General features: G+C 56.0%; 10 protein-coding genes. 7 read left to right on the top strand and 3 right to left on the bottom strand.

Annotation, left to right across the window (positions count from 1 at the left end; translation table 11 throughout):
* Positions 1-6: 6 nt before the first annotated feature.
* The 4 genes from FEF65_RS04555 (at position 7) to FEF65_RS04540 (ending at position 3,173) form a co-directional block, all read left to right on the top strand.
* Entirely contained in the window at positions 7-1,473 is a 1,467-nt protein-coding gene (locus FEF65_RS04555; protein ID WP_138238604.1) for a Ni/Fe hydrogenase subunit alpha, read from the top strand.
* Entirely contained in the window at positions 1,470-1,955 is a 486-nt protein-coding gene (locus FEF65_RS04550; protein WP_138238603.1) for a hydrogenase maturation protease, read from the top strand. Before FEF65_RS04555 ends, FEF65_RS04550 begins: the two co-directional genes overlap by 4 nt.
* A gap of 43 nt (positions 1,956-1,998) precedes the next feature.
* Entirely contained in the window at positions 1,999-2,340 is a 342-nt protein-coding gene (locus FEF65_RS04545) for a phosphomannose isomerase type II C-terminal cupin domain (RefSeq protein ID WP_161595176.1), read from the top strand.
* Between the two features lie 113 nt (positions 2,341-2,453).
* A complete protein-coding gene (locus FEF65_RS04540) occupies positions 2,454-3,173 on the top strand; it encodes a YebC/PmpR family DNA-binding transcriptional regulator (protein ID WP_138238601.1) in 720 nt (239 codons plus the stop codon).
* Positions 3,174-3,263: 90 nt separating this feature from the next.
* Here FEF65_RS04540 and FEF65_RS04535 read toward each other — a convergent pair whose 3' ends face one another.
* A complete protein-coding gene (locus FEF65_RS04535; RefSeq protein WP_238701180.1) occupies positions 3,264-5,123 on the bottom strand; it encodes an HD domain-containing phosphohydrolase in 1,860 nt (619 codons plus the stop codon).
* Between the two features lie 158 nt (positions 5,124-5,281).
* Here FEF65_RS04535 and pyk point away from each other — a divergent pair, with 158 nt between their 5' ends.
* The 3 genes from pyk (at position 5,282) to FEF65_RS04520 (ending at position 10,426) form a co-directional block, all read left to right on the top strand.
* On the top strand, positions 5,282-6,736 hold the full coding sequence (gene pyk, locus FEF65_RS04530; RefSeq protein WP_161595175.1) for a pyruvate kinase: 1,455 nt from the start codon (positions 5,282-5,284) through the stop codon (positions 6,734-6,736).
* Positions 6,737-6,799: 63 nt separating this feature from the next.
* On the top strand, positions 6,800-7,813 hold the full coding sequence (locus FEF65_RS04525) for an ABC transporter substrate-binding protein (protein ID WP_161595174.1): 1,014 nt from the start codon (positions 6,800-6,802) through the stop codon (positions 7,811-7,813).
* Between the two features lie 21 nt (positions 7,814-7,834).
* On the top strand, positions 7,835-10,426 hold the full coding sequence (locus FEF65_RS04520) for a hybrid sensor histidine kinase/response regulator (protein ID WP_138238598.1): 2,592 nt from the start codon (positions 7,835-7,837) through the stop codon (positions 10,424-10,426).
* Between the two features lie 53 nt (positions 10,427-10,479).
* Here the strand turns inward: FEF65_RS04520 and lpxC are convergent, their stop codons facing one another.
* Both lpxC and ftsZ read right to left on the bottom strand, forming a co-directional pair.
* Positions 10,480-11,379: a UDP-3-O-acyl-N-acetylglucosamine deacetylase gene (lpxC, locus tag FEF65_RS04515; protein ID WP_138238597.1), complete on the bottom strand. Its 900-nt coding sequence runs from the start codon at positions 11,377-11,379 to the stop codon at positions 10,480-10,482.
* A gap of 243 nt (positions 11,380-11,622) precedes the next feature.
* On the bottom strand, positions 11,623-12,801 hold the full coding sequence (ftsZ, locus tag FEF65_RS04510) for a cell division protein FtsZ (RefSeq protein WP_138238596.1): 1,179 nt from the start codon (positions 12,799-12,801) through the stop codon (positions 11,623-11,625).
* Positions 12,802-12,807: the final 6 nt, after the last annotated feature.

Genomic DNA, 12,807 nt, shown 5'->3' with positions numbered 1-12,807 from the left:
GTTTACATGAGCAACAATGAAAAGCTGAGACGTATTGCTGTCGACCCGGTCAGCCGCGTTGAGGGACATGGAAAAATCACCCTGCTTCTGGATGAGGCAAACCATGTACGCGAAGCGCGTTTCCATATTGTCGAGTTTCGCGGCTTTGAGAAATTCATTCAGGGGCGCCCCTACTGGGAGGTGCCCTACTTTGTGCAGCGACTGTGCGGCATCTGCCCTGTATCTCATCATCTGGCGGCGGCAAAAGCCGTCGATCAGCTGGTCGGCGTCGATACCCTCACCCCGACCGCGACCAAGCTGCGGCAGCTGCTTCACTTCGGCCAGACGCTGCAGTCCCATGCCCTGCACTTTTTTCACCTCTCCTCTCCCGACCTTCTCTTCGGCTTCGGCTCGAATCTTCAGCACCGCAATATTGTAGGCGTCATTGAGGATTACCCGGATCTGGCCCTGAAAGGGGTCAGGCTGCGCAAATACGGCCAGCAGGTCATTGAGGTGATTGCCGGCAAACGTATTCATGGTGCAGCGACAGTCGCAGGAGGCATGAACAAATCGCTGACGCTCGAGGAGCGTGATCGCCTGCTGGTTGATCTCAACGATGTGCTCGGCTGGGCCCAGGATGCCGTCGCCCTGAATGAGAAGATCCATACCGAACACCCGGAAAATCACGGCTTCGGCCGTCTGAACAGCAATTACCTGAGCATGGTCGGTCCTCGTGGCGAGCTTGAGCTCTATCATGGCGGCCTTCGTGCCAACCGGGCCGATGGCAGCGCCATCTTTGACCAGTTTGACTATCGCGGTTATTTCAATGCCATCCGCGAAGAGGTGCGTTCGTGGAGCTATATGAAGTTCCCTTATCTGACCGAACTTGGGCGTGATGACGGCTGGTATCGCGTCGGCCCGCTTGCCCGCATCAACAACTGTAACTTCATCACAACCCCTCTGGCCGAGGCGGCACGCCAGCGCTTCCGCGCCTTTGCCGATGGCGGCTTTGTCCATGACACACTCGCCTATCACTGGGCACGCATGATCGAGGTACTGCACTGTGCCGAATCGATCCGGGATCTGCTGCTGGATCGGGACATCATGGGGACGGAGCTGATCACCACCGGCGAGAAGCGCGAAGAGGGCATCGGCGTCATTGAAGCACCTCGCGGCACCCTGTTTCACCACTATAAGATCAATGAGGACGGCACCATCAAAAAGGCCAACCTCATTGTTTCAACCACCAGCAATAACCAGGCAATGAATGAATCGGTGCGCTCGGTCGCCAACGAATACCTGGATGGCCACGAAATTACCGAAGGGTTGCTCAACCACCTTGAGGTAGCGATTCGTGCCTATGACCCGTGCCTTTCATGCGCCACCCATGCACTCGGCAAGATGCCACTGGAGATTGAGTTGATCGGGGCAAAGGGAGAGATGGTTGATCGCGTGGCCAAAGCAGCCAGCGGCACCATCACCCGCACACGTTGACCACAGCAGCCATCCTGATCTTCGGTTACGGTAACCCCGGTCGCGGCGATGACGCGCTGGGGCCGGAGCTGGTTGCAGCCATCGAGTCGGAGGCACTGGCAGAGGTGGAGTGCCAGAATGACATGCAACTGCAGGTGGAGCATGTCACCGATCTGCAGGGGCGTCAGCTGCTGCTCTTTGTCGATGCCGATGCCTCCTGCCAGCCACCGTTCCATTTTTCCGCCATCCGGGGTGAAAAGGATGACAGCTATACATCCCATGCCATGACCCCGCATGCACTGCTGCACGCCTTCCAACAGGTGTATCACCAGGAGCCGCCGCCGGCATTTCTGCTACGCATACGCGGCTATCAGTTTGAACTGGGCGAATCACTGAGCCGGCAGGCGGGCGGCCACCTTGATGCGGCGATCGACTTCGTTCAACAGCGCTGCCGGCAACCGCATGCAACCGCCTGGCAGGAATCAGCAACACCTGACCTTTGACCCGATTTGTGGTACCCTCCCATGCGGGCATAAGGGGGCTATCATGCTGGAAGCAGATAACCGTCCATGGGGGCGATGGGAAGAGTACCTGAACGAACCCGGCTATCGGGTCAAACGGCTGATCATTCATGTCGGCAAACGTTTTTCACTGCAGCGACATAAAAAGCGCAGTGAGCACTGGGTCATCGTGCGAGGGACAGGCAAGGTCACCATCAACGATGAGACCAGAGTGATCACCGCCGGTGATCGGGTCTTCATCGGCGTGGGTGATCTGCACCGGCTGGAGAATACCGGCGAGGAGTTTCTCGTCGTCATTGAAACGCAGATGGGCATCTGTCTGGAAGAGGATATTATCCGCATCGAGGATGACTGGGGCCGAAGCTGAGAATTCTGCGGGTACCATCCTGATCAATTCCCGACTACCATTGCGCCGACATATCGCCCGTTCACAGCGGGCGTGATAAAAGTTTATCAGTATCAGAATGAGAGTGAGCAGATATGGGAAGAGCGTTTGAAGTTCGTAAAGCATCGATGGCCAAAACGGCTGCGGCAAAAACCAAGGTATATTCAAAATATGGCCGTGAAATCTATGTCAGCGCCAAAAGTGGCGGCAGTGACCCATCGACCAACCTGAGCCTGCGCCGACTGCTGGAGAAGGCAAAAAAAGACCAGGTACCCAGCCATATCATCGACAAGGCTCTGGACAAGGCCAATGGCGCCGGCGGCGAAGACTACTCCAGCTCGCGTTTCGAGGGCTTCGGACCGGCCGGAACCATGCTGATTATTGACTGCCTGACCGACAATAATACCCGCACATTCAATGATGTCCGCCTCTGCTTCACCAAGAATGACGCCAAACTGGGTGGTCCGGGCGCTGTTGCCCATATGTTTGATCACCTGGCGATTTTCTCCTTCAAGGGTAGCGATGAAGATGCTGTGCTTGAGGCCCTGATGATGGCCGATATCGACGTCACCGATGTTGAAAGCGAAGATGGCCAAATCACTGTATTTGCCCCCAGCAGCGAGTTTTTCAACACCCGCAACGCGCTTGCCGAAGCATTCCCTGATATTGATTTTGAGACCGAAGAGATCGCCTTTGTACCGCAGAACAGCTGCACCATCAGTGGTGAGGATGCGGCCGTGTTTGAAAAGCTTGTCGACATGCTCAATGACTGTGATGACGTGCAGAATGTCTATCACAATGCAGAGATTGCCTGATTCCACACAACCGCTGACACCTGTCACACCGCAAAAAGCCCCGACCCTCAAGGCCGGGGCTTTTTCATTTTCAGCACCGCCCTGTCGCGCTCAGCACACCGTGATACGCGCACGTTTAAATGCCGCAACCAGCTCAGGATCAAACTGTGTGCCCGCCCCCTGCTCCAGCCGCTCAATCGCCTGCTCTGCCGGCAAACCACGACGATAAGGGCGATCCGCAGTCATCGCATCGAACGCATCGGCAACCGCCATGATTCTCGCTCCGATCGGAATCTCCTCCCCGCCAATGCCATCCGGATAGCCGGCCCCGTTGAACCATTCGTGGTGATGTCGAATCATCGGGATATAAGGGTGCAGCATCTTAATTTTACCCAGGATCTGGGCGCCATCCTCCGGGTGACGCTGAATGATGGCGTACTCCTCTTCGCTCAGGCGTCCCTGCTTGTTCAGAATCGCCCCCGGCACACCGATCTTGCCCAGATCATGCAACAGCCCGGCAATACGCAACTCTTCAAGCTGCTCACCGTGCCAGCCGATCTGCTCAGCCAGCGCCATCGCATAGCCGGTTACCCGGCGGGAGTGACCGGCCGTCCACGGTGATTTCTTTTCAACCGACTCAGCCATCGCCAGCACGGTCTCCATCAACTGCTCAACCAGCTGCTCATACAAGCGACTCATCTCGATGGCTGCGCCCATCTGACCGATCAGTGCACGACAGACCTGAATCTTGCGGGCATCAATCGGCTCGCGCTCACGCGCGCGGAACTCACTGAGCACGACCACGCCAAACACCTTCCCCTTATGCCCGAACGGCATGCAGATCGCGGCCTCTGCCTGGTCCAGCCGCAACAGCTTACGCTCTGCCTCACTGATCTCCGCCTCATGATTCAACAGGATATAGTCATTGAGCTGAATTGCACTCCAGATATCCGGACAATTATCCCTTGTCCCTTTAACCGGCAACTGCTCTGACAACGGCCGGATCGGATACTCAAGCGCCACCTCCATCTCATCCTGCTCATTCAGCATCAACACCCTGCAACTGGTCACGCTGAGCACCTCCACCAGCGTACGCGAGAATTTGGCCAGTACCTCCTCCTGTGGCTCACCCGACCCGATATGCTGACTGGTCTCCATCAGATGACTCAGCTCAAGCGTCTGTTCCCGGATCACCTTTTCCTGATCCCCCAGAAGCTCACGGATCTTTGCCGCCATACGGTTGAATGCCCTGATCACGCGCCCCAGCTCGCTCTCACCTTCACCGCCGATATCGCTGCTTAAATCACCCTGAGCCATATGATCGGCCGCATCGCCCAAACGAAAAAGAGGGGTGAACACCAGCCGGTTAAGCACCCACAGCAGCAACAGCAACAGCAACACAAGCTCACCGATATTCAGCAGCCACAGCTCAGCACGCTCCTTGCGAATACTCTGCTGAAACTCACTCTGATCGATCCGCAGAGAGAGCGCTCCCAGCGATTCATCCAGACTCGCCTGATGGCATTTCAGGCATTGCTGCTCGGCAAACAGCGGGTAGACAAACTCAATGATATCACGGCCATTTTCCTGTCGCTGATCAATCAGAGGCTGGGCACTGCGCAGCCCCTCTTTCTCGAGCAGCGTCTTTGGCAACTCATGCCGGTGAATACCGAACTGGCGATCCAGCGGTGCACCATGCAACACACGCAGATCCATAATCCGGGGCTCGCGATCGACAATGCGCTTGTAGCTTTCATCCAGCATTTCATCACTCGCGCCTGCACTCATCATGCCGAAGATCGCCGTCCTGAAACTATCCCCCATCATGCTGAGCTGGCGGTAGGAGAGCTCCTGCATCTGCCGGTTGATATGCTGGCGGGTCACCCAGTAGCCACTGGCCAGGATGGCAGTCACCATCAGTGCAACCACAAGTATCACATGTATGCGAACAGACGTACGATAGTACTTCACCGGAACATCACCTCCAGCCTGCGAGCCTGAAGGTGGCCGGCATACCGCATAAGTAGCAAATCAGGGGCCACCCGGAGTCAAAACTGGCACCGGATATGCTGAATCCACTCTTGTTCTGCCCGGCCGGGCGAAACATCGCTGGGAGAGGCAACGCAATCATGACAATCCATACCGATATTCAGTGGCTGGCTGATCGCCGCACCAAAATCATCGCGACCCTTGGGCCGGCCTCCGCCAATGCCATGACCATCTGTCGCCTGCTCATGGCCGGTGTGAATCTGTTCAGAGTGAATATGTCGCACGGCAATCATCACGAGCATGGCGACATGATCAGGCTCATTCGCCGCCTCTCTGCGGAGGTGGAAAAGCCGGTGGCCATTCTTGCTGACCTGTGCGGCCCGAAGATCAGGGTTGGCACATTTGCCGGCGGCAGCATCACCCTGAACAACGATGAAAAAGTGATCATCACCACCCGTGATGTCATCGGTAAAAGCGGATTGATTCCTTCGCAGTATCCAAAGCTTGCCGCGGATATCGCGGTCGGACAGCACATCCTGCTTGCCGACGGATTGATGGAGCTGAAGGTCGAGGCCATTGAAGGTACAGAAGTGCACTGCGTCGTCCTGCAGGGGGGGCAACTGAGTGATCACAAGGGGATGAACCTGCCCGATACGCATGTGACGGCGGCATCACTGACCGACAAGGACCGGCTGGATGCCGAGTTTGCCCTTGGCTGCGGCGTCGATTTTCTCGCCCTCTCATTCGTGCGCACAGCCTTTGACGTCAAGGCGCTCAGGGCCTTGATCAACAAAGCCGGCACATCCACCGGGCTGGTGGCAAAAATCGAGCGCGCCGAAGCGCTGCAGCATATTGAGGATATTCTTGCTGCGGCAGATGCAATCATGGTGGCTCGCGGCGATCTTGGTGTCGAACTGCCCCCGGAAAAAGTCCCCATGATACAGCAGGCACTGATCACGCGGGCCAGAGAGGCCAACAAACCGGTGATCATTGCGACCCAGATGCTGGAATCGATGATTGATCAGATCAGACCGACCCGGGCAGAAGTCAGCGATGTCTCCCATGCCGTCACCTCCGGTGCTGATGCCATCATGTTATCGGCGGAAACTGCAGCCGGCCTCCACCCGGTTGAGGCTGTCGAAATGATGGACCGGGTGGCCCGCTATACCGAAAGCAGCCTCTGGTATGGCGGGACATTCGGATCCTTCGATATGGAAAAAACATCCAGGCAGGGTATGCCGGTCACCGATGCGCTGGCGGTGTCGACGGCCCAGCTGTCAAGAGATCTGCAGGTCAAATGCATCATTGTTATCTCGGAAAGCGGCACATCGGCCACGGCGGTCAGCAGCGCCCGCCCTGCCGCCCCCGTCATCGCCATTACAGCCATACCGGCCACATTCCGCCAGATGTGCCTGCTATGGGGGGTTCAGCCGGTGCTGATCAAGCCCGAAGAGTTAAGTAACAAGGTTTCACTGGCCCGCTTCTGGGCACGGACATACGGGCTGGTGCAGCCGGGTGATCGAATTCTGCTGGTCAGGTGGTTTCATCAGGACCCGATCAAAAACACACCATCCATCACAATTTTGAATGTATGAATCGTTTACAAATACGATTCCGTACCGCTACCGTGCCCTCTCGCCGGAAGGAGGTTTAACCCCGTGCAACCGAGTCAGATGATAAAAACAGTTCTGCTCCTGCTGCTTGCCACACTGCTACCGGCTGGCTGTAGTAACGAGCCCAGCAGTCAGCCGCCGCAGCATGACAGCCAGAACGGTAGTGAAGTAAAAATCGGCCGGCTGATCTGTGGCGGCCACCTCTCACTCGCCATCGTTGAAAACAGGATGCAACAGGAGCTGACCACCTTTCACCTTAAAACAGTCCAGAACCATGACTGGAATGATGTGATCCGGCAGATGAAAAGCGGTGAGCTGGCCGGTACATTTATTTTGTCTCCGCTGGCAATGCAGATGATCAGAGAGGGGCTGCCGGCAAAGATCGTGATGCTGGCAGACCGTAATGGCAATGGTTTTGTGCTGTCGAAGCAGTATAAAAGCATCGATGCCCTGAAAGGAAAAAAAGCGATTATTGCCGTACCCCATATCTTCTCGCAGCACCATCTGCTGCTCTACCTGGCATTGAAACAACACCATGTGCCCTACAGCGATGTCACCGTCGTCGGCATGCCGCCGCGGGATATGATTACCTCACTCAAACGGGGAGAGATCGACGGCTTTGTCGTTGGCGAACCGGAGGGGAACAAATCTGTCACCCTTGGTATCGGCTGGATGGCGGCGATCTCGCCAACGATCTGGCACAACCACCCGGACCATGTTTTTCTAGCCTCGGACCGCTTTATCAGCGAACACCCGGATCAGCTGCAACAGCTTATCACTGCCCTCAAAAAAGGCGGTCTGTTCATTGAAAAAAATCCGCATCAGGCTGCTGTCATGGGCGAGGATTATACCGGCTCCAGTGCCGCTGTATTTGAGCAGGTGCTAACACAGCCGGCTGACTGGATTGACTACTCCGATATGATCCCGAGTGACGATCGGATCAGGGCACTGGCAGAGGTCATGGTTGACATGGGGCTATGGAAAGAGCTGCCTGAAAACCTTGCCGATTACACCGACCAGCGCTTCATTCTGAAAGCAACCGCAGAGACTGCGCGTTGAGTCGTCAAGCACAGAGATTGCGTGTCCCTGTTCACTAGTATTCCGCTGAGCCGCCTCTGGTACAGCCTGATTATTCTGGCATCGCTGTTGCCTGCAGCTGTACTTGCCCCCTGGCTCTCCAGCCAGGCCCACAGCCTGCTGCTTGATCGGGCCATGCTCAGTGAAGAGCTCTATCATAAAGAGCTGGCCACCACGCTCTATCTTGAAATGGACCGCCTCACGGCTGTGTTACAGAGCAAATCCGACACCGTCGCCTATATATTGGGCCATCAGGGTAGCACCGACGCGGTTCGTGAGCTGATCGCCACACTCAACCGGCGCGATGCGGAAATCTCATCCATCGTCATCCTTGGTCCCTCTGCTCAGGTCATCGCAACCGCCAACATGGCCGCTTTTTCAGCTGACCGGATGAGTCGCTCAACCCCGGCCTTCGCTGTTCCGATGCACGGACGTATCTTTATCGGCTCGCCGCGGAGGCTGGCGGACAACCAGCTTGGCTTTCTCATCGCGATTCCGCTCATAGCCGGTGACAAGAGCTTGGGCGTGATGATCGGTGCCATTCATATGGATGAGTTCTGGCAGAGCATTCAATCAAGGCTTCCCGCCCATCACTCCAGAACCTACCTGACCGACGGACGAGGCTCCCTCCTCACCAGACTGGCTGACCATGCCCTGCAACAGGGAGCGCTGCTATCAGAAAAACCGATCGTACGTGCACTGCTGGCCAGAGAGGAGTGGCACCGCCACACCATTTTTCCAGGCATCAACGGACAAGCCGTCTTCGGTATCGGCACCCTCGTACATACACTCGAATGGGGCATCATCTCGGAAATACCGGCAGCCAGCATCGATGCCGAGATCACCCGGGCCCAGCACATACTGGTCACTATCGTCATCTTTCTGCATATGCTGTTTGCCATCGTCGGCCTGCTCTGGATCCGGCGCCTGCTGGCACCGGTCAGCCAATTGACACAGGTCATGAAAGAGGCCGCCGATGGTGACTATACCGGTACCATGGCCCCCTCCCGCTACCGTGAAATCGATACGCTCGGTCGCTCGTTCAACCGTATGATTCATGCCATCGAACAGCGTCAGTCTGCCCTGGAAAAGATGACCCTGGCCATGGAGCAGCTGGGTGAAGCGATCATCATTACCGATCACAATGGCATCATTGAATATGTAAACAGTGCATTTACCCGTAACACCGGCTTCACCGCCACCGAAGTCATCGGAAAATCCCCCCGGTTGCTGAACAGCCGACAGCAATCCGAAACCTTTTATCAGGAGCTGTGGCAGACCATTCTCACCGGCCAGACCTGGCATGGCACCCTGACCAACCGCAAAAAGGATGGCTCCCTCTACCCTGTACTGATGAGTATTGCAGCCATCCATCACCATGACCGCATCACCCACTTTGTCGCCGTACAACAGGATATGAGCAGACAGAACATGCTGGAGGAGCAGTTGCGCCAGTCGCAGAAGATGGAGGCGATCGGCACACTGGTCGGCGGCATCGCCCATGATTTCAATAATATGCTCGCAGGCATGACCGGCAACCTCTACCTGGCCAAACGAAAGATCCCGGCTGAATCCGCAGCCATGGAAAAGCTGGCAAATGTTGAGCTGCTCTCCTTCCGTGCTGCTGAGATGATTCAGCAGCTGCTGACGTTTGCCCGCAAAGGTGTGGTCAGCATGAAACCGGTGGCGCTGGTCCCGTTTATCCGTGAGCTTTCCAGCTTCATACACACGGCGGTGCCTGAAAACATCGTCATGACAGAAGAGATCTGCAGTGAAGAGATGACCATTCTCGGAGACAAGGGGCAGCTGCATCAGGTGATGCTGAACCTGGTCAATAACGCCCGCGATGCCCTTGACGGCATTGCCCAGCCGCACATAGAGATACGTCTTGCCCCATTCTCCACGGATGAACCGTTTCTCCGCAGCCGGCCACATATTCCCCCCGGCCGTTATGCGCTGCTGAGCGTCAGCGATAATGGCTGTGGCATTCCGGCTGAGCAGATGAAGCATCTGTATGAGCCATTTTTTACCACCAAGGAGCAGGGCAAGGGAACCGGCCTCGGACTGGCCATGGTGTTCGGTGCCATCCAGACCCACGGCGGTTTTATCGAAGTGGAAAGTGCAGCCGACAAAGGTACCACATTCCACATCTATCTCCCGTTAAGCGAGGCAACCGGCACCACAGAGCCAGGTGAGTGGCAAAGCGCACCGCCATGCGATGGCGAGGGCGCATGGATTCTGCTGGCGGATGATGAGCAGCATATTCGTGAAACGGGCAAGGAGGTGCTGGAGGAGATGGGCTACCGGGTGATGATTGCCGCGCACGGTCGGGAGGCAGTCGAACTCTATTCAGCCCATGCATCAACCATCGCACTATGTATTTTCGATCTGGTCATGCCCGTCATGGGCGGCCACGAAGCGGCCATCGCCATCCGCACCATCAATCCGCATGCGCGGATCATCTTTGCCACCGGTTATGATAAAAGCATTCTAGCCGGCATGGGCGATGAAACGATCATCAGCAAACCATTTACCATTGAAGCCATCAGTCAGCTGATCGCGCAGAAGCTCAACCGTCCATCAGATTCTGTGTGATAAAAGAAAACAGGCCGGACAAAGCCGGCCTGAAAATCATCGTGAAGGTGCTGTTACGCTTGTTGCGGACGACCGAGCATCACCGCCGCAGACTGTTTTTCCGCCTCCAGCTCTTCGATCCGGTAGCTTGAAGGGTCGGCCAGTAACGTCATCACCAGCTTGTGGTTCATATCATGGCCGGTCAATTCCCCCTCAAAGGCACCGACAATCGGGTAACCGGATAGGGAAAGATCGCCCAGGGTATCGAGAATCTTGTGGCGCACGCACTCATCCTCGTAACGCAAGCCACCTTCATTCACCACCCGGTGCGTATCAAGCACAACGGCATTTTCCAGAGAGCCGCCGAGAGCGAGTCCCGCCTTCTGCAGCGCCTCAACCTCATGCAGGAAACCGAAGGTACGGGCACGACTGATTTCACGGGTATAAGCCTGACGTGAAAAGTCGATTTTAACGCGACGACGACGAAGCAGCGGGTGATCATAATCCAGCAGATAGGAAATACTGAATCCGGCCGCAGGATAAAGGGCGCAACGCTTGTTACCCTCTTCCACCTCGACGCGCTTGAGAATACGCATCACTTTTTTGGCGCGCGACTGTTCGCGGATGCCGGCGCACTGGATCAGAAACACAAACGGCGCCGAGGAGCCATCCATAATCGGCACTTCAGGACCACTGACCTCAATACGGGCATTGTCCACACCAAGACCGGCAAAGGCGGAGAGAAGATGCTCCACCGTAGAAATACAGGCATTGCCCTGACCAATCGTGGTGCACAGGCGTGTATCCGTCACCTGATCAGCACGCGCCGGAATCTCGACACCAAGATCGGAGCGCACAAACGTAATACCGCTGTTTTCAGCAGCAGGGTGTAACACCAGTTGAATCTTGCGACCGGAATGCAGCCCGATACCGCTACATCGAATCGAATGATCCAGTGTTCTCTGTGCAATCATGTATGCCTCCTTCCGTTACGGGCAAAGCTACAACGCGGGTGCCAATGATCGGAAAACTTACGTTCCACGACTATGAGCTGTATCACTTGTAACCTGCCTTGGCATCATTCACAGGTTAAAATCCATGCGCAGACTGCCATAAAATAGCCGCAGCACAACATTTCACCCCGTTGTGAGGCCTGCATGCGGGTTATACAGAGCGTTCATCACCTGTATAAACCGCATGCTCCGCCATCACCGCAATCAGTCTGCCTGCCGGCGCAGGAAGGTCGGCACGGCAAATTCATCATCATTAAAACCAGGCTGTTCAAACGGCATTGGCTGTGGCTTGGCCGGCTGCTGGTTGGCGGTCTTCTGCATTGGAATCGTCCCCATTGGCACACTCGGAACACGGGCGGCCGCAGGTTTTACCACCTCTTTTTCACGTGCTTCAGCAGCAAGACGCAACGATGACTCACCGGAAAGACCTGTCGCCACAACCGTCACGCGGATTTCATCTCCGGCATCCTGATCATAGACCATACCGCAAATGATATTGGCATCCTCATCGGCCATATTATAGATAATCGAAACCGCCTCATCGTACTCGGCCAGGGTCATATCCTCGTTACCGGTTACGTTCACCAGAATGCCCTGTGCACCGTGGATATCGATATCCTCCAGCAGCGGCGAAGAAATAGCGCGCTCTGCAGCCTCGATCGCACGGCTCTCACCGGAAGCGACACCGGATCCCATCATCGCCACGCCGCGCGTCTCACTCATCACTGCCTTCACATCGGCAAAGTCGACGTTCATATAGCCGGTGTGGGTAATCAGCTCGGCAATACCGCGAACAGCCTGCAGCAGCACGTCGTCCGCCTTGCGGAACGCCTCCAGCATACTGGTATTCTTGCCAACCGCACCGATCAGTTTCTGATTCGGAATGGTGATCAGCGTATCCACATATTTGCGCAGCTCGGCAATGCCGGCCTCAGCCTGACGCATACGGCGCTTGCCTTCAAAGCTGAACGGCTTGGTCACAACGGCGACCGTCAGCACGCCCATTTCACGCGCGACTTCGGCAATCACAGGTGCCGCACCGGTACCTGTACCACCACCCATACCGGCAGTAATAAAGACCATCTCGGTGTCCTGCATAAACTCACGGATGCGATCCCGCTCGGCCTCTGCCGCCTCACGCCCGATACCGGGATTGGCACCTGCACCCAGACCACGGGTGATATCGGCACCAAGCTGAAGCTTGATTTCGGCATGATTGCGATCGATAGCCTGTGCATCGGTGTTGGCAACAATAAATTCAACGCCACGCAGCTTCTGATCAATCATGTTGTTCAGCGCATTACCACCGCCGCCACCGACACCGATGACCTTGATTCTTGCTGAAAGCGCTGCTGTATCTTCAAGTGTATATAATGCAGTCATAACCTT

Origin of the sequence: Mariprofundus erugo, assembly GCF_005818865.1 — a bacterium.
Lineage (GTDB): Bacteria > Pseudomonadota > Zetaproteobacteria > Mariprofundales > Mariprofundaceae > Mariprofundus > Mariprofundus erugo.
The sequence above is the reverse complement of the archived record's forward strand: the minus strand, read 5'-3'. Positions and strand labels throughout refer to the sequence as shown.